32 protein-coding genes, 1 tRNA gene and 2 pseudogenes are annotated in these 26572 nt (G+C 57.2%); 27 read left to right on the top strand and 8 right to left on the bottom strand.

The features are described from left to right. Positions 1-20: 20 nt before the first annotated feature. Positions 21-275 (bottom strand): hypothetical protein, encoded by a 255-nt coding sequence (locus AABC73_RS18170; RefSeq protein WP_341520366.1) that lies wholly within the window; start codon positions 273-275, stop codon positions 21-23. Positions 276-340: 65 nt separating this feature from the next. Continuing rightward, on the bottom strand, positions 341-583 hold the full coding sequence (locus AABC73_RS18165; RefSeq protein WP_341520365.1) for a DUF6555 family protein: 243 nt from the start codon (positions 581-583) through the stop codon (positions 341-343). A 397-nt stretch (positions 584-980) separates the two neighbouring features. On the opposite strand from AABC73_RS18165, the gene AABC73_RS18160 reads away from it, so the two are divergent. Then, positions 981-1169 (top strand): hypothetical protein, encoded by a 189-nt coding sequence (locus AABC73_RS18160; protein WP_065832991.1) that lies wholly within the window; start codon positions 981-983, stop codon positions 1167-1169. Positions 1170-1253: 84 nt separating this feature from the next. Here AABC73_RS18160 and AABC73_RS18155 read toward each other — a convergent pair whose 3' ends face one another. Together AABC73_RS18155 and AABC73_RS18150 are read right to left on the bottom strand one after the other, a co-directional pair. Further along, positions 1254-1955 carry an endonuclease I family protein gene (locus tag AABC73_RS18155; protein WP_341520364.1) on the bottom strand — a complete coding sequence of 234 codons (702 nt, stop codon included), beginning with the start codon at positions 1953-1955 and terminating at the stop codon, positions 1254-1256. Between the two features lie 4 nt (positions 1956-1959). Beyond that, positions 1960-2211: a DUF1654 domain-containing protein gene (locus tag AABC73_RS18150; RefSeq protein ID WP_341520363.1), complete on the bottom strand. Its 252-nt coding sequence runs from the start codon at positions 2209-2211 to the stop codon at positions 1960-1962. A gap of 210 nt (positions 2212-2421) precedes the next feature. Here AABC73_RS18150 and AABC73_RS18145 point away from each other — a divergent pair, with 210 nt between their 5' ends. The 9 genes from AABC73_RS18145 to AABC73_RS18105 all read left to right on the top strand — a co-directional run bounded on the left by AABC73_RS18145 (position 2422) and on the right by AABC73_RS18105 (position 10398). Beyond that, positions 2422-2646 carry a YgdI/YgdR family lipoprotein gene (locus AABC73_RS18145; protein WP_341520362.1) on the top strand — a complete coding sequence of 75 codons (225 nt, stop codon included), beginning with the start codon at positions 2422-2424 and terminating at the stop codon, positions 2644-2646. Between the two features lie 124 nt (positions 2647-2770). Beyond that, a complete protein-coding gene (locus tag AABC73_RS18140; protein ID WP_341520361.1) occupies positions 2771-3211 on the top strand; it encodes a hypothetical protein in 441 nt (146 codons plus the stop codon). A 176-nt stretch (positions 3212-3387) separates the two neighbouring features. Beyond that, a complete protein-coding gene (locus AABC73_RS18135) occupies positions 3388-4344 on the top strand; it encodes a sugar ABC transporter substrate-binding protein (RefSeq protein WP_341520360.1) in 957 nt (318 codons plus the stop codon). Positions 4345-4397: 53 nt separating this feature from the next. After that, on the top strand, positions 4398-5951 hold the full coding sequence (locus AABC73_RS18130) for a sugar ABC transporter ATP-binding protein (RefSeq protein ID WP_341520359.1): 1554 nt from the start codon (positions 4398-4400) through the stop codon (positions 5949-5951). After that, positions 5948-6943 (top strand): ABC transporter permease, encoded by a 996-nt coding sequence (locus tag AABC73_RS18125; protein WP_341520358.1) that lies wholly within the window; start codon positions 5948-5950, stop codon positions 6941-6943. Before AABC73_RS18130 ends, AABC73_RS18125 begins: the two co-directional genes overlap by 4 nt. A 1-nt stretch (position 6944) precedes the next feature. Further along, a complete protein-coding gene (locus AABC73_RS18120; protein ID WP_341520357.1) occupies positions 6945-7967 on the top strand; it encodes a LacI family DNA-binding transcriptional regulator in 1023 nt (340 codons plus the stop codon). Positions 7968-8002: 35 nt separating this feature from the next. Next, entirely contained in the window at positions 8003-8923 is a 921-nt protein-coding gene (gene rbsK, locus AABC73_RS18115) for a ribokinase (protein WP_341520356.1), read from the top strand. Continuing rightward, on the top strand, positions 8920-9324 hold the full coding sequence (gene rbsD, locus AABC73_RS18110; protein WP_341520355.1) for a D-ribose pyranase: 405 nt from the start codon (positions 8920-8922) through the stop codon (positions 9322-9324). The genes rbsK and rbsD overlap by 4 nt, the downstream gene beginning before the upstream one ends. A gap of 48 nt (positions 9325-9372) precedes the next feature. Further along, positions 9373-10398, top strand: coding sequence for a nucleoside hydrolase (locus AABC73_RS18105; RefSeq protein WP_341520354.1), 1026 nt, complete (start codon positions 9373-9375; stop codon positions 10396-10398). Between the two features lie 31 nt (positions 10399-10429). Here AABC73_RS18105 and AABC73_RS18100 read toward each other — a convergent pair whose 3' ends face one another. Then, entirely contained in the window at positions 10430-10615 is a 186-nt protein-coding gene (locus AABC73_RS18100; protein ID WP_065833003.1) for a hypothetical protein, read from the bottom strand. A gap of 165 nt (positions 10616-10780) precedes the next feature. On the opposite strand from AABC73_RS18100, the gene AABC73_RS18095 reads away from it, so the two are divergent. Both AABC73_RS18095 and AABC73_RS18090 read left to right on the top strand, forming a co-directional pair. Next, a complete protein-coding gene (locus AABC73_RS18095; RefSeq protein ID WP_341520353.1) occupies positions 10781-11086 on the top strand; it encodes a hypothetical protein in 306 nt (101 codons plus the stop codon). A gap of 161 nt (positions 11087-11247) precedes the next feature. Then, positions 11248-11577 carry an I78 family peptidase inhibitor gene (locus tag AABC73_RS18090; RefSeq protein ID WP_065833005.1) on the top strand — a complete coding sequence of 110 codons (330 nt, stop codon included), beginning with the start codon at positions 11248-11250 and terminating at the stop codon, positions 11575-11577. A 64-nt stretch (positions 11578-11641) separates the two neighbouring features. Here the strand turns inward: AABC73_RS18090 and AABC73_RS18085 are convergent, their stop codons facing one another. Then, a complete protein-coding gene (locus AABC73_RS18085) occupies positions 11642-11854 on the bottom strand; it encodes a cold-shock protein (protein WP_007905882.1) in 213 nt (70 codons plus the stop codon). 295 nt (positions 11855-12149) lie between these two features. Next, the gene (locus AABC73_RS18080) at positions 12150-12455 is read right to left on the bottom strand and encodes a hypothetical protein (RefSeq protein WP_341520352.1); all 306 of its coding nucleotides are present in this window, start codon (positions 12453-12455) and stop codon (positions 12150-12152) included. A gap of 379 nt (positions 12456-12834) precedes the next feature. Here AABC73_RS18080 and thrS point away from each other — a divergent pair, with 379 nt between their 5' ends. The 10 genes and pseudogenes from thrS to AABC73_RS18030 form a co-directional block, all read left to right on the top strand. Beyond that, positions 12835-14757: a threonine--tRNA ligase gene (gene thrS / locus AABC73_RS18075; RefSeq protein WP_341520351.1), complete on the top strand. Its 1923-nt coding sequence runs from the start codon at positions 12835-12837 to the stop codon at positions 14755-14757. Continuing rightward, positions 14757-15308, top strand: a complete 552-nt coding sequence (gene infC / locus AABC73_RS18070) for a translation initiation factor IF-3 (RefSeq protein ID WP_170826312.1) — start codon at positions 14757-14759, stop codon at positions 15306-15308. Before thrS ends, infC begins: the two co-directional genes overlap by 1 nt. Before the next feature lie 60 nt (positions 15309-15368). Beyond that, entirely contained in the window at positions 15369-15563 is a 195-nt protein-coding gene (gene rpmI / locus AABC73_RS18065) for a 50S ribosomal protein L35 (RefSeq protein WP_003442181.1), read from the top strand. Positions 15564-15593: 30 nt separating this feature from the next. Then, positions 15594-15950 (top strand): 50S ribosomal protein L20, encoded by a 357-nt coding sequence (gene rplT, locus AABC73_RS18060; protein ID WP_007905879.1) that lies wholly within the window; start codon positions 15594-15596, stop codon positions 15948-15950. Between the two features lie 107 nt (positions 15951-16057). Next, positions 16058-17074 (top strand): phenylalanine--tRNA ligase subunit alpha, encoded by a 1017-nt coding sequence (gene pheS / locus AABC73_RS18055; protein ID WP_020290099.1) that lies wholly within the window; start codon positions 16058-16060, stop codon positions 17072-17074. Positions 17075-17100: 26 nt separating this feature from the next. Next, entirely contained in the window at positions 17101-19479 is a 2379-nt protein-coding gene (pheT, locus tag AABC73_RS18050; RefSeq protein WP_341520350.1) for a phenylalanine--tRNA ligase subunit beta, read from the top strand. 3 nt (positions 19480-19482) lie between these two features. Further along, positions 19483-19785: an integration host factor subunit alpha gene (gene ihfA, locus AABC73_RS18045; protein ID WP_002553164.1), complete on the top strand. Its 303-nt coding sequence runs from the start codon at positions 19483-19485 to the stop codon at positions 19783-19785. Then, the gene (locus AABC73_RS18040; RefSeq protein WP_341520349.1) at positions 19766-20122 is read left to right on the top strand and encodes a MerR family transcriptional regulator; all 357 of its coding nucleotides are present in this window, start codon (positions 19766-19768) and stop codon (positions 20120-20122) included. Before ihfA ends, AABC73_RS18040 begins: the two co-directional genes overlap by 20 nt. A gap of 86 nt (positions 20123-20208) precedes the next feature. Then, positions 20209-20285 (top strand) — tRNA-Pro (locus AABC73_RS18035). A gap of 138 nt (positions 20286-20423) precedes the next feature. Then, positions 20424-21861: pseudogene (locus AABC73_RS18030) on the top strand (LTA synthase family protein); the annotation flags it as partial. A 74-nt stretch (positions 21862-21935) separates the two neighbouring features. Here the strand turns inward: AABC73_RS18030 and AABC73_RS18025 are convergent. Next, complete coding sequence (locus AABC73_RS18025; RefSeq protein WP_341520348.1) at positions 21936-22088, bottom strand: DUF2986 domain-containing protein; 153 nt, start codon at positions 22086-22088, stop codon at positions 21936-21938. Positions 22089-22112: 24 nt separating this feature from the next. On the opposite strand from AABC73_RS18025, the gene AABC73_RS18020 reads away from it, so the two are divergent. The 5 genes and pseudogenes from AABC73_RS18020 to AABC73_RS18000 all read left to right on the top strand — a co-directional run. Continuing rightward, the gene (locus tag AABC73_RS18020) at positions 22113-22682 is read left to right on the top strand and encodes an MFS transporter (RefSeq protein ID WP_341520347.1); all 570 of its coding nucleotides are present in this window, start codon (positions 22113-22115) and stop codon (positions 22680-22682) included. Between the two features lie 89 nt (positions 22683-22771). Beyond that, complete coding sequence (locus AABC73_RS18015; RefSeq protein ID WP_341520346.1) at positions 22772-23671, top strand: LysR family transcriptional regulator; 900 nt, start codon at positions 22772-22774, stop codon at positions 23669-23671. Positions 23672-23867: 196 nt separating this feature from the next. Continuing rightward, entirely contained in the window at positions 23868-24767 is a 900-nt protein-coding gene (locus AABC73_RS18010; RefSeq protein WP_341524276.1) for a helix-turn-helix domain-containing GNAT family N-acetyltransferase, read from the top strand. 136 nt (positions 24768-24903) lie between these two features. After that, positions 24904-25347: a hypothetical protein gene (locus AABC73_RS18005; protein WP_341524275.1), complete on the top strand. Its 444-nt coding sequence runs from the start codon at positions 24904-24906 to the stop codon at positions 25345-25347. 120 nt (positions 25348-25467) lie between these two features. Then, positions 25468-26559, top strand: a pseudogene (locus tag AABC73_RS18000) (coproporphyrinogen III oxidase); the annotation flags it as partial. Positions 26560-26572: the final 13 nt, after the last annotated feature.

Here is a 26572-nt window from a genome sequence, read left to right as displayed (position 1 = left end):
GGGTCTTTTAACAAGCTGGGTCAGGCTTCGAGACTTTTCGCGGTGTTCACACCTGAAGAGCTGAGCTTGATCGGGTAATTGAGGTTGCGTCCGGATTTGCCTGCGGCATCCACGCTGCCGTCATGAATCAAACCGTTTTGCTGGAGATACTCAAGGGTATCGGCAACTGCGTGCTCCCCCCTGTAGTTGTCCAGGATTTCCTTGCCCAAGCCATTTGGATGAGCGTGGAGGAGGCGGGTCAGTACTTCTTTTTCCAGAGCTTTGTCGATTGTCATGCTTACCTCGCGTTGCTGGTTAATGAGCGCTGCTTGGTATTGGGACAGTAGCGATTCCATTTTGTTTAGATCTGCGTGCCCGGGAACGTTTTTTTCCAGTGAACGGCCGTCACACCCACGCCTTCGGCCTGAAGAATGGCGAGCCTGATCGGGCCTGCGGCGATGTTCTCGCTGACGCTCCAGACGCCGGCGTGCAGGGTTGCGAAATGCAAGGCATCGCTCTCGCACAAATGCCATGCCTGATGGTTGAAGTGGCGCGGCTCGCCGCGAAACTGGTAATGAATCTCGAAATCCGTTTGGTCAGTCATCAACGTTTCCGCCTGTGGAGGTAAGGGCTACATAATCTTAAAAAAATGGGTACTTCCGTTGTACTTGCCACAGTGAGCTGCCATTGCCCTCTGGATGTGACCATTTCATTTCAAGATCGATACAGGCGTGCAAAAAACTCCAAGCGGCCATGAATCGTACTGCGGGTCAGGTCTCCAAACGTAGTTCGTTTTTAAAATCCCAGGAGGAAAAATTACACTGATTTGTATTGATTTGAGCCTTGCTCCGATCAGCGGCCACAGGCCAGTTTTGCCTTCGATACGCTTGGATGGAAGAAATTAACTTAAGCGTTTCAGCGTCTATCCGTTTGGGTTGGCCGAAGATCTGCGTGGCCTCGAGTGATACAGTGCCGCTTCAAAATCAAACGAGGGCCTACACATGTCATTGCTGGATGATGAACAGGATATCTGGGATATGTTTGCCGCTTCGGCGCTGACCGGGCTGATCACTCGTGGTGCTATCGAGCCCGCCGATGCGGCGCAATTGGCCGCTGACTATGCGTCCCAGTTAATGATCCAACGGGCGTCGCGTATCCAGTCGGAAGAGGATGCCGCAGACAACGCCTGACCGGCGTTCCTGCACAAGCAAGAGGGCCCGACGCTGCACAGCGTCGGGCCCTTTTGTGTTTTTCAGCGCAGGTTCATGCAAGGTTCAGCCGCAGCGCTTGAGATCCACGGCGCCGACGAACTCATTGCCGTGGCCCATGACGCAGGCGACGCGCTGGTTGCGCTGCTGCTCCCAGCCCTCGACCGGGTAGGTCTTGTTCCAGGCCTGATAAAGCTGCTGGTCCTGACGCGAGAGGCGCAGGTTGTACTGCTTGCTCATGTAGAAGTAAGTCCGGGCGATCATTCCGCGTATCGACGGGCGTGGCATGACTTTCTTCGCCTTGAAATCCACTTGCGTCAGGCAGGAGCCGTACTGCCCGGTTTTGACCGGCAACCAGCCGAAGCTGAAGTTATTCCGGTCACCGTTTACCTCGCCGATGCTGGGCACCAGATTGTGCAGGTCGGCTTCGGCTTGCTGGTAGATATCATCGTTTTTCGTGCAGTTCTTGCGTCCGCCATTTTGCCAGCATTGACGCAAGTGCCCGATCTGCCACGCCGGGACAATGTGTTCCCACTCGATGCGCTTGGCGCGCGTGGCGTTCTTGCGCGGGACGTAACCGCAGCCGGCAATATCCACTGTGTTGCCGCTGTATTTGCAGCCGCAATAGAACTCGGTCGACTGGGGCGCATAAAGCCCCCAGGCGATCTTCTTGGCCTGGCTGAACGTGTGGGGCGCATCGGCGTAAGTGTTGACGGGAGCAGTGAGAAGCAGGGTGGTACACAGCAGAGTAAACAGTCGAACCCTCATGCCGTCAGTCTTCCTTCGGCACGGTCCAGAATATCTGCACGCCGCCGTCGTCCCGCCAGGCGAAGGTCACGTTGTCGTTCTCGGCGATTTCTTCGAGCATCTGATTCCACTCGTCCTCGACTTCATCCGGCAGACGAAACACCAGGGCGGCCTTGGCTTTTTGGGCGGTAGGCGAATTGATTATTTTCTGCACCCGAACACCAAGGCGTTCGTAGGAGCTGGGAGTCGCCGGAGTTGCTGAAGATTGTTTTGCCACAATAGAATTCCTGATTTGCTGTACGTGCATACAGTATTTCAGTGCGCGCTGTTTCGCAACTCTCTTGTAGGATCAAGCGGGTGATGGTGCTGACCTGGCGATATTTCCCATGGATTACCCGCAGATTCGAACCAATGCCCGTTGGATTAATCTGATTAGTTCAGCAGGCAGGTTTGCCTCGCCTGGTCGCAAACGAATCAAGGAGGGAACATGAATATCAGACATTGGGTTTTGCCTGCGGTAATAGCCGGCTGCTTCGTGCTGACCGGTTGTTCTTCGCCGACAGTCGTCACGTTGCAGAATGGCACTCAATACATCACCAAGGACGCGCCGAAGACCAAGACCAAGGATGGTTTTTATGAGTTCGAGGACATCTCTGGAAAGATGATCAAGGTGCGCGCCGATGAAGTCGCCACGGTCAAGCCGGAGGATTGAGGAGTCGCGCGTGACGGGTTGAATCAGGACCCGACACGCGATTGGTTCTATCGAGTCCTGGTGGGGTAAAGACTTTGAAGTTGCGGCCGATGTAGCTGGCAGTACTCACCCACCAGGAATCAACATGTCACTCTCGATCGGATTTCCAGCGTCTTCTCTGTTGATCAATGGTCAGACCGCCGCGGCAGCCACTACAGCCTCCCAAACCCTCATCGCGCAGACGGCTACTCAAGCTGCTGCCGATGATAAAGAGGGCGATGAAAAGGGCGATGTCAACGTCGACATGAACGAAATTGGTGCCTCCGGCAGCAGCGGCTCGGGGGGCGTCAGCGTAGCGACCGCCAATCTGCTCAAGCGTCTGGCTGAGTTGCAGCAGCAACTGGAGAAAGTCCAGCAGCAAATGCAGGCCGCCGAGAACGCCAGCTATCCGACACCTGAAGCCAAGACCACCGTCGTGATGGGCTTTCAGAGCCAGGTATCTTCCATCACCGGTGCTATCCAGCAGGTTTCTGCTCAGCTGGTAAAGGAAATGTCCAAGTCTGGCGGCATCAGCACTACCGCATAAAACCGCTGCACCGTTCTTCTGCATTCCCCGGCCGCTGCGGTATGAGCGGCCGTTTTCAGGGTTGACAAAATTTAGGCCGGTTCTCATAGTTCGTTTCTCGCAAACGTTTGCGCAGTGATGCACCCATTACTTCGTAACCTTGCCCGACACAATAATCATAAGATCGGAGTGAACCCATGAAGCTGCCCTTTGCTGGACGTCTCCTCGCTGTTGCAATGCTGACCGCCGTCACCGCTGTCATGCCCCTCACTGCTCAAATTGCCCAGGCCGCTGATAAACCAAAAGTCGCGCTGGTAATGAAATCCCTCGCCAACGAATTCTTCCTGACCATGGAAGATGGCGCCAAGGCTTATCAGAAAGAGCACTCCGGTGATTTCGACCTGATTTCCAACGGCATCAAGGATGAGTCGGACACTGCCAGTCAGATCCGTATTGTCGAGCAGATGATCAGTTCCAAGGTCAATGCGCTGGTCATTGCTCCGGCCGATTCCAAAGCGCTGGTCGCGGTGATCAAGAAGGCGCAGGACGCCGGGATCACGGTCGTCAACATCGATAACCAGCTCGACCCGGACGTGCTGAAAAGCAAAGGCATCACGGTGCCGTTTGTCGGTCCAGACAACCGCAAGGGCTCACGTCTGGTGGGCGAGTACCTGGCCAAACAGCTGACCGCTGGCGATGAGGTCGGCATTATCGAAGGTGTGTCGACCACCACTAACGCCCAGCAGCGCACAGCAGGCTTCAAGGATGCGATGGAAGCTGCGCAGATGAAGGTGGTTTCCACGCAGTCCGGCAACTGGGAAATCGGCGGGGGCAACAAGATCGCCGCAGCGATGCTCACTGAATACCCGAATTTGAAAGCGTTGCTGGCAGGTAACGACAGCATGGCGCTGGGCGTTGTTGCAGCGGTTCGTGCCGCTGGCAAGGCAGGCAAGGTCCAGGTGGTGGGCTATGACAATATCAACGCCATCAAGCCCATGCTCAAGGATGGTCGCGTACTGGCGACTGCCGATCAGTTTGCCGCCAAACAGGCTATCTTCGGCATCCAGACGGCTTTGAAGATGATCAAGGGTGAGAAAGTCGACAGCGCCAATGGCGTGATCGAGACGCCGGTTGAACTGGTCACCAAGCCGTAATCCTTGCCGAACAACTGCATCTGCCCGACCAGGGCAGGTGCATGGAGAGCTTTATGTCGGCATCCCCTCAAGCCGCTGTTCTATCCGTTACAGGCATCGGAAAAACCTACGCTCAGCCTGTGCTGGGCGACATTGATCTGACGCTGATGCGCGGCGAAGTGCTGGCCCTGACCGGTGAAAATGGCGCGGGTAAAAGCACGCTGTCGAAAATCATCGGCGGCCTGGAGGCTGCCACTACCGGGACGATGCAGTTTCAGGGCCAGGCCTATCAGCCGCAAAGTCGTACCCAGGCTGAAAAACTTGGCATCCGCATGGTGATGCAGGAACTGAATCTGCTGCCGACCCTGTCGGTGGCAGAGAATCTGTTTCTGGATAATCTGCCGCGCCGCGCGGGCTGGATCAATCGCAAGCGCCTGCGCGAAGACGCACTCAAGGCCATGGCTCAGGTGGGTCTCGAAGCCATTGATCCGGATACGCTGGTCAGTGAGCTGGGCATCGGCCATCAGCAAATGGTGGAGATCGCGCGCAACCTGATTGGCGACTGCCATGTGCTGATCCTCGATGAGCCGACAGCGATGCTCACTGCCCGCGAAGTCGAGATGTTGTTCGAGCAGATCACTCGCTTGCAGGCGCGGGGCGTGTCGATCATCTACATCTCCCATCGTCTGGAAGAGCTGGCCAGAGTCGCGCAACGCATCGCGGTTTTGCGTGACGGCAAGCTGGTCTGTGTCGAGCCGATATCGAGTTACAGCAGCGAACAGCTGGTGACCTTGATGGTGGGTCGCGAGCTGGGCGAACAGATTGATCTGGGGCCACGAAAGATTGGCGAAGTCGCGTTGACGGTCAATGGCCTGAGCCGTGCCGGCAAGGTGCGGGACGTTTCGTTCCAGGTGCGCAGCGGCGAAATTTTTGGTATCTCCGGGCTGATTGGCGCCGGTCGTACCGAGTTGTTGCGCCTGATCTACGGCGCCGATCCGGCTGACAGCGGCAGCATTGAGCTGGGCAGTCCGCCACGGGCCGTTACCATTCGCTCCCCGGTCGATGCGGTCCGGCAAGGCATCGCGCTGATTACCGAAGACCGCAAAGGCGAAGGACTGCTGCTTTCGCAATCCATTAGCGCCAACATTGCGCTGGGCAACATGGACGCCATCTCACACGGCGGGCTGGTCAACGGACGTGACGAAATGGCCCTGGCCCAACGCCAGATCGACGCCATGCGAATCCGCAGTTCAAGCCCGACTCAGTTGGTTTCGCAGCTGTCTGGCGGCAACCAGCAAAAGGTGGTTATCGGCCGTTGGCTGGAGCGCGATTGCAGCGTCATGCTGTTTGACGAGCCGACCCGGGGCATTGATGTCGGTGCCAAATTCGATATCTACGCACTGCTGGGCGAATTGACCCGACAGGGCAGGGCGCTGGTGGTGGTGTCCAGCGATTTGCGCGAGCTGATGCTGATCTGTGATCGCATCGGCGTGCTGTCTGCCGGACGTTTGATCGACACCTTCGAGCGCGATTCCTGGACCCAGGATGAACTGCTTGCCGCCGCCTTTGCCGGTTACCAGAAACGTGATGCGCTGCTCACCGAAGCCGCGCCCAGGAACGACTCATGAAAACCTCCACCACTTCCCAGGCCTTGCCGTCGCCGGGCAAGCGCAGCGGTAACTTTTTCGGCCTGGGCACCTACCTGGGCCTGGCTGGCGCTTTGCTGGCGATGATTGTCTTGTTTTCCTTGCTTAGCGATCACTTTCTGTCCTATGAGACCTTCAGCACGCTGGCCAACCAGATTCCGGACCTGATGGTGCTGGCGGTCGGCATGACATTTGTGTTGATCATCGGCGGCATCGACTTGTCGGTGGGTTCGGTGTTGGCACTGGCTGCATCGGCGGTCAGCGTGGCGATATTGGGCTGGGGCTGGAGTGTGTTTCCAGCGGCCTTGCTCGGCATGGCTTGCGCAACGCTGGCGGGGACGATCACCGGCTCGATCACGGTCGCTTGGCGCATCCCTTCCTTTATCGTATCGCTGGGCGTGCTGGAGATGGCCCGGGGCGTTGCGTATCAGATGACCAATTCGCGCACGGCCTACATTGGCGATTCGTACGCGTGGCTGTCCAACCCCATTGCGTTTGGCATTTCGCCATCGTTCATCATTGCCCTGTTGGTGATCTTCGTCGCTCAGGCCGTACTGACGCGTACCGTGTTTGGCCGTTATCTGATCGGCATCGGCACCAATGAAGAGGCGGTGCGTCTGGCGGGGATCAATCCCAAGCCGTACAAGATTCTGGTGTTTTCCCTGATGGGTCTGTTGGCCGGGGTCGCAGCGTTGTTCCAGATCTCCCGGCTTGAAGCGGCTGATCCCAACGCAGGTTCCGGCCTGGAGCTGCAAGTCATCGCTGCGGTGGTGATCGGCGGTACCAGCCTCATGGGTGGTCGCGGTTCGGTGATCAGTACGTTCTTCGGGGTGTTGATTATTTCGGTGCTGGCTGCCGGCCTGGCTCAGATCGGCGCGACTGAACCTACCAAACGCATCATTACCGGCGCGGTAATCGTAGTCGCGGTGGTGCTGGACACTTATCGCAGCAACCGCGCCCGGCGGCAGATCTGACATGGCAACCATCAAGGATGTAGCGGCGCTGGCAGGGATTTCCTACACCACGGTTTCCCATGTGCTGAACAAAACCCGACCGGTCAGCGAGCAGGTGCGGATCAAGGTGGAGGCGGCGATTGCGCAGCTGGATTACGTGCCCAGCGCCGTCGCCCGCTCGCTCAAGGCAAAAACCACGTCCACCATCGGCTTGTTGATTCCCAACGGTATCAATCCGTACTTCGCCGAACTGGCCCGGGGCATTGAGGATTACTGCGAGCGCAATGGTTTCTGCGTGATCCTGTGCAACTCCGACGACAACCCGGAAAAACAGCGGGGTTACCTTCGGGTCCTGCTGGAGAAGCGTGTCGATGGCTTGATCGTCTCCTCAGTGGGCGGCGACACCTGGCTGGCGGGCGGCCTCGCCGGTGTGCGTACGCCACTGGTGATTGTCGACCGCGAGCTGGACGGCGTCGCCGCTGACCTGGTGCGTATCGATCATGAGCTGGGCGGCTACCTGGCAACGCGGCATTTGCTCGACCTTGGTCACCGGCATATCGCCTGTATCCGAGGGCCGGCACAAACCAGCGTGGCTCAGCTGCGACTGGCCGGTTATCAGCGCGCGATGCAGGAAGCCGGGATCGAAACAGCCGGGCATTGGGTGGTGGAAAGCGACTACACCAGCCCTGGGGGTTATCAGGCTGCCGTGACTTTGCTGGAACGCGATCCACCCAGCGCCATCTTTGCCGGTAACGACATGATTGGTATCGGCGTGCTGCGCGCTGCCGCCGAGCGCAATATTCGCGTACCACGGGATCTGTCCGTGGTGGGCTTCGATGATATCCAGATGAGCCAGTTCGTGTACCCGGCGCTGACCACCGTGGGGCAGTCGATCCGGCAACTGGGCGAGACTGCGGCGCAATTGTTGTTGCGGCGCATCACCGAACCTTGCGGCGGAGACGTGCAGCAGGTGATCGTGGCGCCGAGCATTGTGGTGCGTGAATCCACCGCGCCACCCACCAACGTATTCAATGAATTACGCTGATTCGGCGTAATGACCGGGAAAAGAGTGCAGACGTCATGTCAGGAAAAGTAGTGGTAGTGGGCAGCTTGAACATGGATCTGGTGACCCGCGCTCGCCGTTTGCCCAAGGCCGGTGAAACCCTGGCGGGTGAGTCGTTCGCAACAGTGCCGGGCGGCAAGGGCGCCAACCAGGCGGTGGCCGCAGCCCGTCTCGGCGCCCGCGTCGCAATGATCGGTTGCGTGGGCGACGATGCCTACGGTGAGCAACTGCGTGCGGCGCTGCTTGCAGAGCAGATTGATTGCCAGGCGGTGACAACGATAGCTGACGTGTCGACAGGAATCGCCGCGATCGTGGTCGACGCCAGCAGCCAGAACGCAATCATCATCGTGGCAGGCGGCAATGGGCTGTTGACGCCCAAGGTCGTGACGCGCTTCGATGCGTTATTGGCAGATGCTGATGTGGTCGTCTGCCAACTCGAAGTGCCCATGGAAACCGTCTGCCATACGCTGATGCGCGCCCGGGAGCTGGGCAAGACGGTCATCCTCAATCCTGCACCGGCTGCGGCGCCGCTACCGCCGCAATGGTTTCCACTGATTGATTACCTGATTCCCAACGAAAGCGAGGCGGCGATCCTCACCGGCATAACCGTGGATTCCCTGAGTTCCGCAGAAACGGCTGCCAAGGCGTTGCTCGCGGCGGGTGCGGCCAAGGTCATCATTACCCTGGGTGAGCAGGGCTCGCTGTTCGCCAGTGCCCAAGGTGTTCGGCATTATCCGGCACCTGCAGTCGTTGCCGTGGACACCACCGCTGCCGGCGATACCTTCGTGGGCGGTTTCGCCGCTGCGTTGGCACAGGGCAGCAATGAGGACGACGCCATACGATTTGGCCAGACCGCGGCCGCGCTTTCCGTAACCCGCGCCGGGGCGCAGCCATCGATTCCAACATCCCGCGAAGTTCAGGGGTTCAAGCCCGCATGAAAAAGACACCTTTACTCAATATCGCATTGTCCCGGGCCATCGCTTCCCTGGGGCACGGCGACATCCTGATGATTGTCGACGCCGGCATGCCGGTTCCCGCAGGTGTGGAGCTGATTGACCTGGCCCTGACCCGGGGCGTGCCTGACTTCGTCAGCGTGCTCGATACCGTGCTCTCGGAAATGCAGGTTGAAAGCCATGTGCTGGCTGAAGAAATGCTCCGCGTGCAACCTCCGGCGCTGAGTGTGATTGAAGGCTTGAGCCTGGATGGGGAGCTGGGCGAGCAGCGCCTGATGAGTCATGAGGCGCTGAAGGAATTGAGTCGTACTGCCCGGGCCATCGTGCGCACGGGAGAATGTCAGCCATACAGCAATATCGCTTTGGTCGCCGGCGTGGTCTTTTGACCGGCGGCTTTTTTTGGAAAACACTAAACCGGAAACAGGGAGTTTCTCATGCAGTATCTGTATCTCATCAAACAGCTGGTTCGGAGTCTATTGCTTGTGTCTTTTCTTAGCGCAACCGCCGTTCATGCAGCCGAAAAACGTAATCTGATCATCGACACCGATCCTGGCGCCGATGATGTTGTGGCGTTACTGCTGGCGTTGGCATCTCCCGAAGAATTGAACGTGCTGGCGATAACCACGGTGGCGGGCAACGTTCGCATCGACAAGACCTCACGCAACGCCCGGCTGGCTCGGGAGTGGGCAGGGCGTGAAGAGGTGCCGGTGTATGCCGGGGCCTCCAAACCTATGGTGCGCACGCCGATCTACGCCGAGAACATCCACGGGCAGGAAGGCTTGCCCGGCGTCGCGGTGCATGAGCCCAAGCAAGGCCTGGCTCAGGGCAACGCCGTCGAGTACCTGATCGAGACCTTGACCAAGGCCAAACCCCACAGCATTACCGTGGCGATGCTCGGTCCGCAGACCAATCTGGCCCTGGCGCTGGTTCAGTCGCCTGAAATTACTCAGGGCATCAAGGAAGTCGTGGTCATGGGCGGGGCGCATTTCAACGGCGGTAACATCACACCGGTCGCGGAATTCAATCTGTTCGCCGATCCGCATGCGGCGCAGGTCGTGCTCGCCAGTGGCGTAAAGCTGACCTATCTACCGCTGGACGTCACCCACAGGATTCTCACCAGCGAACCGCGTCTGGCGCAGATCGCTGCCTTGAATAATCAGGCCGGGAAACTGGTGGGCGACATTCTCAATGAGTACGTCAAGGCGGACATGATCCATTACGGTTTGCCGGGCGGGCCGGTGCATGATGCCAGTGTGATCGCATGGTTGCTCAAGCCGGAGCTGTTCACCGGCAAACAGATCAACGTTGCGGTCGACAGCCGTGAAGGCATCGGTTTTGGTCAGACGGTGGCCGACTGGTATGACACTCTCGGACATGACAAGAATGTGTTCTGGATCGAAAACGGCGATGCGCAGGGTTTTTTCGATCTGCTGACCAGCCGGCTTGCCCGATTGAAATAAGCGCTGTATGACCAGAACGCTTGTTGGCAGGTTATGGCTGAACCGGGTAGCGGCCCAGCACCTGACCTATGAAAGCCTGGGCGCCCTCGGTGCCCAGTTCCTTGACCAGCAAATCAATGGCAATGATCGCCAGTTCTTCCGGGCTGCCCGGGCTGTGTGAACATTGTCCTTGCGGCCATTTGGCCTTGATATCCGCATCGATGGAAACGACTGCCATTACTGTCTCGTCTTCTTTGAAATTCAGAGCCGGAGCGCCGTCACTTGCTTGTGGGACGGACAACCGTGCGCGCAGTTAAACATTTTCGGCGTTTTTTGGCACTGCTACTTAGGCATGAGGTCGGGTCCGTGGCAAACTCCCGGCAAATTTACAAGGACATATACCGTGCAAATCAACCTCAACGATCCCGCCAGCCTCACCCTTGATGCGGTACGTCAGATGATCGCTTCAGGCGATGACAATGTGCACAACCAGTTGCGCGTCAGCAAAAACGGCATGGCCTGGCTTTCCACCGATTCGGTAGGCGGCGCAAATATCGAAGCATTGTTATTTCGCCTGGAAACCTGGTCTGCAGGCTCAGGCTGTGTCGGGCCTGTCGCGGCCAGTGATGCCGTGTGGGTCATGCAGATCTACACCGCCCTGAAGGATAACTGGGCCGATCCGCGCCTGGATTACGTAGACGTCTACTAATATTTAGTGACGATTTGCCTGCGCCTGTTTGAAAACCCTCGGGCACACTTCGCCTCTTTGAAGTCCTGGAACCTGCGAATCGCTTGACCTGCATAATGCAACCATCGTGTAGCCATGCTGTCGCAAGGGTTCTGGTTACGTTTATTGTCAAAGGAGGCTGTATGCCGTGGAAGTCCGCATCACTGGGTTTGGTTGTCGCTGCATCGTTGCTGGCAGGTTGCAGCAGCAATCCTGAATCAAACTCGTCCGAATCAAGTCCATCCGCGCCGGTTGCCGCAGCGGCTGGTACTCGCTGTGATGCCGCCGCTGCCCAGTTCGCCATTGGCCAGCAGGCCTCTGCCGCGTTGTTGGCTCAAGCCAAGAGCAAGGCCGGTGCGCAAGACGCGCGGTTCATTGGCCCTAACGACATGGTCACCCTGGAATACCGCTCTGACCGCGTCAATCTCAACACCGAAGCGGGCGGCAAGGTCGCTCGGGTCAACTGCGGCTGATTTCGCAGGAATTGCGCCCATAAAAAAACCCGTCTAACGAGACGGGTTTTTTTGATCGCGTGGATTACTCCGCGCGAACCTGAGCTGCTTGCATGCCCTTTTGGCCTTTCTCTGCCACGAACGAAACGGTCTGGCCTTCTTTCAGGCTTTTGAAACCGTCGCTTTCGATAGCTTTGAAGTGTACGAACAGGTCGTCACCGCCACCCTGTGGAGTGATAAAGCCGAAGCCTTTTTCATCGTTGAACCATTTGACGGTGCCGGTTTGGCGATTAGACATGGTGTATCTCCAAGAACATAATTTTTCAGTAGTACGTGCTGCTCAGGCCAACTGGGCACACCGGGCTATCATAGTCCAATTGTGGGAATATGGAGTCATTTCGGTAAGAAGATTGAGTACTAGTCGCAAATATGAACGGCATTAGGCGTTTGTAGCGTCCTGAAAACGAGGCTTGCAAGGTGCCTGGATTGCTCTCTGGCTACCCATGCACGCCACGTTCTACGCGGGGTTCAGCTGATTCGCCCGGTGTTGAACCCCTGCGCCATTGCATACTCGCCACATCGACAAAATAATTTTATTTTTTTGTCTGAACGCAGTTTTTCGCGATGACGCTCTGCAGCTTGGCAGTCAATCCCGGATCCGGCGCCTTGGTGGTGTCCTTGAGTTGAGCGATCTGCTTGTCATTGAAATTCTTGTCGACCTGGTCGGCGCCGCATTTGCAATGTGTGGCGGCCGACTTGGCATCCAGCTTCTCTCTGGCAGTCGCTTCGCATTGGGTGGTGAACGTGCTTCGGGTTTCCTTATCCATCGCCGCGTGGGCACTCATTGGAAAGGCCAGGGCAACAGGGGCGAGCAGGGCCAGAATTCGTAACAGCTTCATGACGTTCTCCTTTATAGGGACAATAGAGACTCGTGCGGGCTCTCCGATCATCTGACGGCGATCAGGGGCGCCAGTTCAGCGCGAGATGCAAATCCATTGACGCAGGCGCCTCCATGGAATTCATTTCTGCGCCCGTGCATGTCATTTCGCCCAGCTGTGTTAGGATGCGCGTCCTGTAGATTCGCTGGTCGGTGACAATTGAATGATTGTCCGACCTGAACAGGTTCATTTTTCAAGTCCAATCCAGTCATCTGGTTCGGTTCAAGGTCGCCCGAAACGGCTCCTGCCACTGTGAGGCAGGCACACCACCGGATCAATTACTGGCTCATCCCAACCCACGTGACCTTTGGTAGGGGTCACCACTAGGAGAGGAGGCGCCATGCCCACCATTACTCTTCCCGATGGCAGTCAACGTTCTTTCGATCACCCGGTTTCCGTAGCTGAGGTTGCTCTGTCAATTGGAGCAGGTCTTGCCAAGGCCACCATTGCCGGCAAGGTTGACGGTCAGCTGGTCGATGCCAGTGATCTGATCGAAAACGACGCAACGCTGCAAATCATCACGCCCAAGGATCAGGAAGGCCTGGAGATCATCCGCCATTCCTGCGCTCACCTTGTCGGCCACGCAGTCAAGCAGCTGTATCCGACCGCCAGAATGGTGATCGGCCCGGTCATCGATGACGGCTTCTATTACGATATTGCCTATGAGCGCCCGTTCACGCCTGATGACATGGCGGCGATCGAGCAGCGCATGCAGCAATTGATCGAAAAAGACTACGACGTCATCAAGAAGGTCACGCCGCGTGCCGAAGTGATCGAGGTGTTCACCGCCCGTCACGAAGACTACAAGCTGCGACTGGTCGAAGACATGCCCGAGCAACAGACCATGGGCCTGTATTACCACGAAGAATACGTCGACATGTGCCGCGGTCCGCACGTGCCGAATACTCGTTTCCTCAAATCGTTCAAGCTGACCAAGCTGTCCGGCGCCTACTGGCGCGGCGATGCGAAAAACGAGCAACTGCAACGTGTCTACGGCACTGCGTGGGCTGACAAGAAACAACTGGCTGCTTATATCCAGCGGATCGAAGAAGCCGAAAAACGCGATCACCGTAAGATCGGCAAACGCCTGGGCCTGTTTCACACCCAGGAAGAAGCGCCGGGCATGGTCTTTTGGCACCCTCAGGGCTGGACTCTGTATCAAGTGCTCGAGCAGTACATGCGCAAAGTGCAGCGCGAGAATGGCTACCTGGAGATCAAGACCCCGCAGGTGGTTGATCGCTCCCTGTGGGAGAAATCCGGGCACTGGGCCAACTACGCCGAGAACATGTTCACCACTGAGTCCGAAAACCGCGACTACGCCATTAAGCCGATGAACTGCCCATGCCACGTGCAGGTGTTCAATCAGGGCCTGAAGAGCTACCGTGAGTTGCCGCTGCGTCTGGCCGAGTTTGGTGCCTGCCACCGTAACGAGCCGTCCGGCGCGCTGCACGGCATCATGCGCGTGCGCGCCTTCACCCAGGACGATGCCCACATCTTCTGTACCGAAGAGCAGATGCAGGCAGAATCGGCAGCGTTCATCAAGCTGACCCTGGACGTGTATGCGGACTTCGGCTTCAAGGACATCGAGCTCAAGCTCTCGACTCGCCCTGAAAAGCGTGTCGGTTCCGACGATTTGTGGGATCGCGCCGAGAGCGCATTGGCCGCAGCACTGGACAGTGCGGGCCTGCCTTACGACCTGCAACCGGGTGAAGGCGCGTTCTACGGTCCGAAAATCGAATTTTCGTTGAAAGATTGTCTCGGTCGTGTGTGGCAATGCGGTACATTGCAGCTCGATTTCAACCTGCCTATCCGGTTGGGTGCCGAGTACGTCTCGGAAAACAACGATCGCAAGCATCCGGTCATGTTGCACCGTGCAATTCTCGGATCCTTCGAGCGTTTCATCGGGATTTTGATCGAGCATTACGAAGGTGCATTTCCAGCCTGGCTGGCTCCTACTCAAGCAGTGATCATGAATATCACTGACAAACAGGCAGATTTTGCCCTTGAAGTAGAAAAAACTCTGTCTGAAAGCGGGTTTCGTGCCAAGTCCGACTTGAGAAATGAAAAGATCGGCTTTAAAATCCGCGAGCATACTTTGCTCAAGGTTCCTTATCTTTTGGTTATCGGAGATCGGGAAGTCGAAATGCAAACTGTCGCTGTGCGTACACGTGAAGGTGCTGACCTTGGCTCGATGCCGGTCGCCCAATTCGCTGAGTTCCTCGCACAAGCGGTTTCCCGGCGTGGTCGCCATGATTCGGAGTAATTACTATTAAGCGTGAAATGAGACAAGATAAACGAGCTGCACCGAAGGCCCCGATCAACGAGAATATCTCGGCACGTGAGGTTCGTTTAATTGGGGCTGAGGGTGAACAGCTTGGGATTGTGTCAATTGAAGACGCGCTTCTTAAGGCTGAAGAGGCCAAACTGGATCTGGTGGAAATTTCCGCCGATGCAGTACCACCTGTCTGCAAGCTGATGGACTACGGCAAATCGATCTTCGAGAAGAAGAAACAGGTTGCCGCTGCCAAGAAAAACCAGAAGCAGATCCAGGTTAAAGAAATCAAGTTTCGTCCAGGGACGGAGGAAGGGGATTACCAGGTAAAACTGCGCAACCTGGTACGTTTCCTGAGTGATGGGGACAGGGCCAAGGTATCCTTGCGATTCCGCGGCCGTGAGATGGCCCACCAGGAGCTGGGCATGGAGCTGTTGAAGCGGGTTGAAGCTGACCTTCTCGAATACGGCGCCGTGGAGCAGCATCCTAAGATGGAAGGACGCCAGCTTATTATGGTCATCGCCCCGAAAAAGAAGAAATAACCACCAGGGCACGGCAGGCCTTGCGGTTATGTTTATCAACTGAATGCGGAGTATCCGAACATGCCAAAGATGAAGACTAAAAGTGGTGCAGCTAAGCGGTTTTTGAAAACTGCTAACGGCATCAAGCACAAACACGCTTTCAAGAGCCACATTCTGACCAAAATGTCGACTAAGCGTAAGCGTCAACTGCGCGGTAGCAGCTTGCTGCATCCGTCTGACGTTGCAAAAGTCAAGCGCATGCTGCGCCTTTGCTGATTTTTTGATCAAGAATAGAGGAAGTAACTCATGGCTCGTGTAAAGCGTGGCGTCATTGCCCGTAAGCGTCACAAAAAAATTCTGAAACTTGCTAAAGGCTACTACGGCGCGCGTTCACGCGTATTCCGTGTTGCCAAGCAAGCGGTAATCAAGGCAGGCCAATACGCCTACCGTGACCGTCGTCAGAAAAAACGTCAGTTCCGCGCTCTGTGGATCGCTCGTATCAACGCTGGTGCACGTATCAACGGTCTGTCCTACAGCCGTTTCATTGCCGGCCTGAAAAAAGCGTCCATCGAGATCGACCGTAAGGTTCTGGCTGATCTGGCAGTGAACGAAAAAGCGGCGTTTGCTGCGATTGTCGAGAAAGCTAAAGCCACCTTGGCCTAAGTCCCCGACAATCACCGGGCCCCAGCTTCTGGGGTTCGGTGTTAAACGTCATAAATAGGGGAAGAGCCTTTTAAGCTCTTCCCCTATTTCGTATCTGGAGTCTGTACATGGAAAACCTGGACGCGCTGGTCTCTCAAGCACTTGAGGCTGTGCATAGCGCCGAAGATATCAATGCCCTGGAGCAAATCCGGGTCCACTACCTTGGCAAAAAAGGTGAATTGACTCAGGTGATGAAGACCCTGGGAAGTTTGCCGGCAGAAGAGCGTCCGCAAGTCGGTGCGTTGATCAACGTTGCCAAGGAGCGTGTCACAGAGGTTCTCAATGCCCGCAAGGCGTCGTTCGAGGAGGCGGATCTTGCTGCCAGACTCGCCGCCGAGTCCATTGACGTGACCCTGCCTGGCCGCGGACAGACCTCCGGTGGTCTGCATCCCGTTACCCGTACTCTGGAACGCATCGAACAATTCTTCACCCACATTGGCTATGGCATCGCCGAAGGCCCTGAGGTGGAAGACGATTATCACAACTTCGAAGCGCTCAACATCCCAGGCCATCACCCGGCCCGTTCGATGCACGACACCTTCTATTTCAACGCAAACATGCTGTTGCGCACCCATACCTCGCCGGTTCAGGTCCGCACCATGGAAGCGCAGAAGCCGCCGATCCGCATCGTCTGCCCTGGCCGTGTGTACCGTAGCGACTCTGATATTACCCATTCGCCGATGTTCCATCAGGTCGAAGGCCTGTTGGTCGATCGCGACATCAACTTCGCTGACCTCAAAGGCACCATCGAAGAGTTCCTGCGCGTGTTCTTCGAAAAAGAGCTGGCGGTGCGTTTCCGCCCTTCGTACTTCCCGTTCACCGAGCCATCCGCTGAAGTCGATATGGAATGCGTGATGTGCAGCGGTAAAGGCTGCCGTGTCTGCAAACAGACTGGCTGGCTGGAAGTCATGGGCTGCGGCATGGTTCATCCGAACGTGCTGCGCATGTCCGGCATTGACCCGGAAGAGTTCTCGGGCTTTGCCTTCGGCATGGGCGTTGAGCGTCTGGCCATGCTGCGTTACGGCGTGAACGACTTGCGTCTGTTCTTCGATAACGACTTGCGGTTCCTTGCGCAATTTCGCTAGTCGTAACGAATCTTTAGGAGAGCAGGATGAAATTCAGTGAACAATGGTTGCGCGGCTGGGTAAGCCCGCAAGTTTCCCGCGACGAGCTGGTTGCTCGTCTGTCGATGGCTGGCCTCGAAGTCGATAGCGTCACTCAGGCTGCTGGTGAATTCAGCGGCGTGATCGTCGGCGAGGTGCTGAGCACCGAACAACACCCCGATGCTGACAAACTGCGTGTTTGCCAGGTCAGCAATGGTTCGGAAACCTTTCAGGTGGTCTGCGGCGCGCCCAACGTGCGTCCGGGCCTGAAGATTCCGTTCGCCATGATCGGCGCCGAATTGCCCGGCGACTTCAAGATCAAGAAAGCCAAGCTGCGTGGCGTTGAGTCCAACGGCATGTTGTGCTCCCAGTCCGAGTTGCAAGTGGGCGAGGGCAATGATGGCCTGATGGAGTTGCCTGCTGACGCGCCGGTTGGTGAGGATTTCCGTGTCTACCTCGAACTGGACGATGCCAGTATCGAAGTCGACCTGACCCCCAACCGTGGCGATTGCCTGTCCGTGGCCGGTCTGGCTCGTGAAGTCGGTGCGCTATACGCCGCCGAAGTCACCGTGCCGCAGGTTGTTGCTGTTGCTGTGGCTCATGATGAAGTGCGCCCGGTAGAAGTGCTGGCACCGACCGCTTGCCCGCGTTACCTGGGCCGGGTGATTCGTAACGTCGATCTGTCACGTCCGACTCCGTTGTGGATGGTTGAGCGCTTGCGTCGTTCAGACGTGCGCAGCATCGACGCGGCCGTCGATATTACCAACTACGTCATGCTCGAACTGGGTCAACCGCTGCACGCGTTCGACCTGGCTGAAATAAACGGCGGCATTCGCGTGCGCATGGCGGAAGAGGGCGAGAAGCTCGTTCTGCTGGATGGCCAGGAAGTCAGCCTGCGTGCCGACACCCTGGTCATCGCTGACCATCAGCGTGCATTGGCCATTGCTGGCGTGATGGGTGGCGAGCACAGCGGTGTTTCCGCCAAGACTCGCGACATCTTCCTTGAAAGCGCATTTTTCGATCAGATCGCAGTCGCTGGCAAAGCCCGCTCCTATGGCCTGCACACTGATGCTTCGCACCGCTACGAGCGTGGCGTGGACTGGCAGTTGGCGCGCAAGGCCATGGAACGCGCAACCGGCCTGCTGCTGGAAATCACCGGCGGTGAAGCCGGGCCGGTAATCGAAGCGGTCAGCGAGAAAGACCTGCCATCGATTGCCCCGGTAACATTGCGTGCCGACCGTATTGAACAAATGCTTGGCATGCCAATGGACTCGGCAGAAGTCGAGCGCCTGCTGACAGGATTGGGCCTGGAAATTTCATCAGAAGTCGGTGGGCAATGGCAGGTCGAAGTACCAAGCCATCGCTTCGATATCTCGCTTGAAGTCGACCTGATCGAAGAGCTGGCGCGTCTTTACGGCTACAACCGCCTGCCGGTTCGCTACCCGCAAGCGCGTCTGGCGCCGCAAGCCAAGGCCGAAGCCCGCAGCAATCTGCCTGAACTGCGTCGCCTGCTGGTGGCTCGTGGTTATCAGGAAGCAATCACTTACAGCTTCATCGATCCGAAACAATTCGAGCTGTTCAGCCCAGGCGTCGAGCCACTGTTGCTGGCCAATCCGATCTCCAACGACATGGCGGCGATGCGTGCTTCGCTGTGGCCGGGTCTGGTCAAGTCCTTGCAACATAACCTCAATCGCCAACAGGATCGGGTTCGTTTGTTCGAAAGCGGTCTGCGTTTTGTCGGTCAGCTGCAAGGTCTGAAACAAGAGCCGATGCTCGCCGGTGTGGTCTGCGGCAGCCGTCTGCCGGAAGGCTGGGCGCAGGGTCGCGACGTGGTCGACTTCTTCGACGTCAAGGCAGACGTTGAAGCGGTGCTCGGTTTTGCCGGTGCATTGGATTCGTTCACCTTCGTGCCGGGTAAACACCCAGCGTTGCACCCTGGGCAGACTGCGCGCATCGAGCGTGATGGTCGTGAAGTGGGCTATGTCGGCGCCATCCATCCTGAATTGTCGAAAACCCTCGGCCTTGATCGTCCGGTCTTTGTTTTCGAGCTGGTTCTGGCTGAAGTGGCACTCGGAAAAATGCCTAAATTCCAGGAGTTATCGCGCTTTCCTGAAGTGCGTCGTGACCTGGCATTGCTGGCAGACGAAGGCGTTGCAGCCAGCGCAGTTCTGGAGGTTATTCGTGAAAATGCAGGCGAATGGCTCACAGACCTCAGGTTATTTGACGTTTACCAAGGTAAAGGCATTGATCCGCATAGAAAAAGCCTTGCAGTCGGCTTGACCTGGCAGCATCCATCGCGCACTCTTAATGACGATGAGGTAAATGCGGCGACGCACAAAATCCTCACCTCTCTCGAGGAACGGTTAAACGCCACGTTAAGGAAGTAGCGTATGGGGGCTCTGACGAAAGCTGAGATGGCCGAACGTCTGTACGAAGAGCTGGGCCTGAATAAACGAGAAGCCAAGGAATTGGTTGAGCTGTTCTTTGAGGAAATCAGGCACGCTCTGGAAGATAACGAGCAGGTGAAATTGTCCGGATTCGGCAATTTCGACCTGCGCGATAAACGCCAGCGGCCTGGTCGAAATCCAAAGACCGGGGAAGAAATTCCGATTACGGCTCGCCGTGTGGTTACTTTCCGTCCGGGGCAGAAGTTGAAGGCCCGAGTTGAGGCTTATGCTGGAACCAAGTCATAACGACGAGCTACCGCCCATTCCAGGCAAACGTTACTTCACTATTGGTGAGGTCAGCGAGCTCTGCGCGGTAAAACCGCACGTTTTGCGCTATTGGGAGCAGGAGTTTCCTCAGCTAAACCCGGTCAAGCGCCGCGGAAACCGCAGGTATTATCAACGCGAAGACGTGCTGATGATCCGGCAGATTCGCGGTTTGCTCTATGAGCAAGGCTTTACCATCGGTGGCGCTCGCTTGCGGATGACCAACGGTGACACTGAAGACGACACCCAGCAGTACAAGCAATTGTTGCGGCAGATGATTGTCGAACTGGAAGATGTTCTGGTGGTGCTGGCTAACTAGCCATTTCCCGGATACTTCCATAATTCAAAAGCTTAGGGTATATTCCTCGAAGTTTTCGCACACAGCGAAGCTGATACACGCCTAGTCGGGGCGTAGCGCAGCCCGGTAGCGCACTTGCATGGGGTGCAAGGGGTCGAGTGTTCGAATCACTCCGTCCCGACCATATCTTTCAATGACTTAGCCCAATCTGAAAAGGTTGGGCTTTTTCATGTCTGAAAAAAAACTCCCACATTTATGTGTAAGTTGTAGTGGTCTAATGAAACCGGACTGGGGTGGTGCGTTGATGGTGGTCCTGGTACTGGTGGGTATTCTGGGCCGCGTCGAAAACATGAACCTTGAAAATCCGGTGCCGCTGCGCTGGAGCGATGCGTTTTTCTCTGGGAACAACCAGATTGCAGCGCTGGGTCTGAATCCGGTGATTTTCCTCTACGACACGGTCAAGGTCGGCCAGGCTCGTTACGACGAAGCGCAGGTGCGCGAACATTACCCGGGGATGGCCAACTATCTGGGCGTCGACAAGCCGGATGTGCAGACGCTCGACTTCGTACGGCATCAGGCGCCGCAGCCCTACAAAGTAGCGGGCGGCCGGCCACCGAGTGTGATGTTTGTCATGCTTGAGTCCCTGGGCACGAGTGCGGTCGGCGCTTACGGCAATCCGATCAACCCGACGCCGAACATTGACCGCCTCGCCAGCCAAAGCTGGTTCTTCGAACACTTTTACGTGCCAGTGACAGGCACCGCGAAAGTCGTCTGGGCGAGCATTTTCGGTGTGCCGGACGTCACCCGCCAGGAGACGGCCACGCGCAACCCGCTCATTACCCGCCAGCACACGCTGATCAATGCGTTCAGCGGCTACGAGAAGATCTACACCATTGGCGGCAATTCCGGCTGGGCGAATATGAATGCCCTGATCCGGCAAAGCATCGATGGTGTGCGTCTGTTTGAGGAGCGCGACTGGAAATCCCCGGTGGTGGATGTCTGGGGTATTTCAGATCTGGACCTGTTCAAGGAAACCGACCAGATTCTGCAAGCGCTGCCCAAGGACAAGCCGTTCTTTGCTTATGTGCCACCGTCCGTTCACGATTCCCAAAACCAACGACGGGTTTGAGGTCAAGCATCCGACCCTGGCTGAGATGCAGGCGGCGGGCTCTCGTGTCGAGCAGTACAACGCTGTGCGCCTGCTGGATTTCAACATCGGGCGCTTGACGGAGATCGTCAAAAAGGGCGGCTACTACGAGAACACCATCTTCGTTTTGTTTGGCGACCACAACACGCGTATCGCCCAAATCCCGTTCCTGGCGCCGGCTTACGAGCAACTGGGCCTGGAAAGCAACGCGGTGCCGATGGTCATCCATGCGCCCGCTTTGCTTGGGGTGCGCAATGTCAAGGAAACGGTCGGTCTGGTGGACTTGCTGCCTACGGTTGCGGGCATGGCTGGCCTTGAGTTCCGCAACAGCGGGCTTGGCCGCGACATTCAGCAGCCCGCGCCGGAAGGTGAACGTGTGGTGCCGCTGGTCTTGCGCGAAGGTACCTTCCCGCTGATCGCCGGGGTCACGCAACACTACATGGTGCAAATGCAGCATGACGGCAGTTCGCCAACGCTGCACGATCTGGCGTCACCGACGCCGCTGGATGACGTCTCCGCGCAAAACCCGAGGGAGTTCAAGCGCCTGTCCGAGCTGACGCGCGGCATGCACGAAACCTCTCGGCTGATGCTGTATCAGAACGTGCGCAAGTGAGCTTTGGAGCTTGGTGGGCCTGAGGTGGCAGGCAAGCGCTTGCAGGCTCATCCCAGTGCTCACCCTCGGCGGGGTCAGGAAATGACTTCGTCTTGACTGGGCTCATCCGCCAGTTTCAACCGATCAGCTTTACTGACGTATTTAGACTTGCCTGCCGGTGCCAGTTTGGCACTGGCCTTTTTGGCATGCGCCTTCAATAGCTGCTGGATCTTTTTGCGACGGTTCATATCTTCAGCCCGGCTTGTAAGTGCGTGAATGATGCCAGCTTATCGATAGCGAACCAAACCCCTGATGGCGCGCTCCCGACAATCGCAGCCGGGAGATCCTTCTATCTCAGCGTCTCAGAGGTCGTGGCCATCGGGCAGGTTTCCGAAGTGCTGTTCATGCTTCTTCTGCCGCTGTTCATTCAACGTTTCGGCATCAAGATCGCGCTGCTGGTGGGGATGCTGGCGTGGGCCTTGCGCTACCTGTTGTTCGCCTACGGCAACAATGCTGATCTGGTGTTCATGCTGTTCACCGGCATCGCGCTGCACGGCATTTGCTACGACTTCTTCTTCGTTTCAGGCCAGATCTACACGGATGCCAAAGCCACGGAGTGCTTCAGAAGTTCGGCTCAGGGCCTGATCACGCTGGCTACTTACGGCTTGGGCATGTTGATTGGTTTCTGGGTGGCGGGGCAGGTGACCGATCACTACGCCTTGGCGCCAGGCCACGACTGGAAAAGCATCTGGTTGTTTCTGGCAGCGTTTGCCCTGGCGATCTTTTTCTGTTTTTCGCTGGCGTTCCAGGGCCGGCAGCCGGTCGCGCAATCGACTCACTGACCCGCTACCGGGTGAGCACATCCCTGCAAGACGCCCGATACGTGATAATGCACAGTCGTTCTCATTACGTCTCGAATTCGGACCCTTCTATGGATAAGTTGCTGGCGCTGAAAATGTTCGTCGAAACCGTACGCTGTGGTGGTTATTCGTCAGCGGCGCGCAAGCTCGGCATCTCCACTTCTTCAGTGACGCGGCAGGTGGCGGCGCTGGAAAACGAGTTGGGCGCGAGCCTGCTCAACCGCACCACACGCACTACGAGCGTCACGGTAGCGGGGCAGAACTATTTCGAAAAAGCAGTGGCGATCCTCGACGCCATCGATGAAGCCGATGCTGTGGTTACCGACCGTGGCAGCGCAGTCCAGGGGCGTTTGCGGGTTAGCGTTCCGGTGGAATTCGGCCGGCGAATCATCGCTCCCCATTTGGGTAGATTGCTTGATCGTCATCCTGGCCTGGAGATCAGCCTCGCTCTGAGCGACGAGGTCACTGACCTGCTCAGCGAGCAAATCGATGTGTCAGTACGTCTCGGCTCAGCGGTCGTCAGTGATGACATCGTCGCCAAGCGGTTGGGTGATTTCCAGCGTTGGCTGGTGGCGAGTCCCGAATACCTGACGCGTGCCGGACTGCCGCGACACCCGCGTGATCTGTCGGAGCATCAGTGCCTGCGTATGGATTACCGCAGCGGACACCCCAACTGGACGTTCCAGGGCGATGAGCAAGTCATTCGCGTGAAGGTGCAGGGGCGGCTGCAAAGCAATAATGCCGACATTCTGCGCGAGGCGGCGCTGGCTGGCGGCGGCGTGGCGCTGTTGGCTGATTGGCTGGTGTGTGACGACGTTGGTGAAGGTCGACTGACCCGCGTGCTGGAGCAATACGAGGTTAACCCTGGCACTGCAAGTACCTGCATCAACGCGCTGTATCTACCCAATCATCGCGGTTCCAGTCGGATCAATGTGTTCATAGAATTTCTCAAGGAAATACTCGCTCCCTGAGCACGTATGGCGCATCCGCGTGACAGCGTTGGGCGCCGCGCGACTTGGCAGCCGTCATATTTTCGTCGGCGCATCACCTTGATTTGATCTGAAGTTAGTTGTGCAATACAACTAAATATACGTATCGTCGGAGGTGTTGCCCGTGATCCATTCCCAATCAGGCCTGATCGACCAAGTCCGTTCGGCCTCTCGTCTCATGGTGCGAGAGCTGGGCTTCATGCGCGCCACGCTGGCTGCGACGGGTTATCCGCCGTCGTCGGTACACACCATAGTGGAGATAGGGAGTCGGGAAACGCTGACTTCGAGCGAACTTGTTGAGCTTCTGGGGCTGGAAAAATCCAGCGTCAGCCGGATGGTCCGCAAGCTCATCGAAGCTGGCGAGATCGAAGAAATCCCCCACGAGGATGATGCGCGCTCCAAGAAACTACGGCTCACAGCGCAGGGCAAAAAGACCTTGCGAGCCATTGATGCGTTCGCTACCAAACAGGTAGACGCGGCCATGTCTCACCTGACGGGTGAGCAGCGGCAGACAGTGAGTGAGGGCATCGGCAACTATGCGGCTGCCTTGCAAGCGCATCGGTGCGGTACCGAGCTGGCCTCGACGCCGTTGAGCATTGCCCGAGGTTACCGTCCTGGCGTCATCGGTCGCATCGTGCAAATGCATGCCGACTACTACGCAAGCCATTCCGGTTTTGGCCAGCCGTTTGAAAGTCTGATCGCAGCGAATATGGCTGAACTGATGGGGCGTTTGCACAATCCACGCAACGAGGTTTGGGTCGCTCTGGATGGCCAGCGAATTGTCGGTTCTATCGCTATCGACGGCGAAGGAGAGGGCGGCGAAGCGATTCTGCGCTGCTTCATTCTTGATGATTCAGCGCGAGGCAAAGGCGCAGGCAAACGCTTGCTGGCCGAAGCGCTGAAGTTCTGTGACGAGCATGGCTTTTGTGCAACCAGGCTCTGGACGTTCCGGGGCCTTGATGCCGCTCGTAAACTCTATGAGGACTTCGGTTTCAAGTTAGTGCAGGAGCAAGAAGGGCATCAATGGGGCGCGCGGGTCACGGAGCAGTGTTTTGTACGATCCGGTCCTGCGTCCTGACCTTTATCTTGATTGGCGTCAAACGCCTGGAGCGCCGTGCTCTGTATCCTGCAGAGGAACTCAGGCGGCCAGGCGCACGCCGAGTGGATTGCTCGCTGTGAGTGAATCCGATTGCTGTATCGAGAGCGAAAATCCCATGCTCTATCCGCTGTTTCTCACCTTGCATCTGTTCGCCGCACTGATTTTCATTGGCACGGTGTTTTTCGAAGTCCTGTTCCTGGAAAGCATTCGCAAACAGCTGCCGGTCAAGGTCATGCTGCTGGTCGAACAGGGCATCGGTCGACGCGCCCGCGCCCTGATTCCATGGGTTCTGCTGGTGTTGTTCGGGGCCGGTCTGGGGATGGTCTGGTTGCGTTACTTGCCTGTCCTCGCCACACCAATGGCCTCATCGTTTGGCACATTGCTGATGCTGAAAATCGTCGTCGCGGTCAGCGTACTGTTGCATTTCCTGGTCGCCATGGCGCTGTTCAAAACTGGCCGGATGAAGGCTCGATTCCTGCATTTCATCCATGGCAGCCTGTTCTGCCACATGATCGTCATCGTCCTGCTGGCCAAGGGCATGTTTTATCTGACGTGGTGAGCCGATTTGCCCGCAGGTCCGTTGCGCAATCAGCACTTTACTCAGGCTTGATACAAGTCAAGGAGCATGGGCCGGCAAACCCCGACACTGGTGGTCCGCAGCCTGTCTCGGAGACCCGTCATGCTCAATTTATTTCACGATCCCGGCGCGCTTGACGCTCGGTGTGAGCAACGCGTGCTCGATCCCAACGGCCCTGTCGACGCTGAAAAATTCCACGCAGGTATCGGCTCGCTGGATTTGCTGCGCGCCTTGCGCGTCAGCCGCAAAAGGGGCCGCCCGCTGTCACTGAATGTGCAGCTGCCTGCCAGCTTGAAGTCTTCCTCTGGTTCTTCGCGCGACAGCTCCGGCGAGCAAGGTGGTATCGAACGCTATCTGCAATGTCTGGAACATGAAATCAACCTCGTCAGTTGTCACCTCGGGTCGGAACAGCAGGTCGAGGAGTTTCATCTGGGAGGCGGCACGCCGGCCGTTGCCCACTTGCGGCGGCTGATGAGCCACCTTCGTCGTCGCTTCAACTTTCTCGGCCATGAATGTGGTGACAACAGCATTGAGGTGGACGTGCACCATACCGATTGGTCGACCATGGGTGTGCTGCGTGACCTGGGGTTCAACCAGGTCAGCATCGGCGTTCCGGACATCGGTGTCGACCGTGAGATGTCAGGGGCTTGCTACCAGAATCCGGCGCCGATCCATTCGTTGGTCGATGCCGCTCGGACCTTTGGCTATCGCTCCATCAATGTCGATCTGGGCTATGGCAACGCCTGGCAAACACCCGAAAGTTTTGCGCTGAAACTGGCAACCATCATTGAACTGGAGCCGGATCGGCTGCTGGTCTTTGACTATGCCCGGCCACCTCAACGCTATCGGCTAAGGGCCGCAGACCAAACCAGGGCCGCTTGCAGCCAGGAAGACAAAGGCGCCATGCGCCGCATCTGTTTTACCCAGTTGATGGGTGCTGGTTATCACTACATCGGCCTGGGGCAGTTTGTCCGGCACGATGACGATCTGGCGATTGCTCAGGAGCGGGGCCGATTGCGACGCAATTGTGAGGGATTTACCCGACACGGGTATTGCGACCATATCGGCTTGGGTTTGGGCGCTATCAGCCAGATCGACAATTTATATACGCAAAATACCGACGATCTGCAGCGCTATCAGCAACAACTGGACAGGGATCAATTGCCAACCAGTCGTGGCTGGCGCTGTGAGGCATGAACCCCAATGC

Origin of the sequence: Pseudomonas sp. G.S.17, from assembly GCF_038096165.1 — a bacterium.
GTDB lineage: Bacteria > Pseudomonadota > Gammaproteobacteria > Pseudomonadales > Pseudomonadaceae > Aquipseudomonas.
The sequence above is the reverse complement of the archived record's forward strand: the minus strand, read 5'-3'. Positions and strand labels throughout refer to the sequence as shown.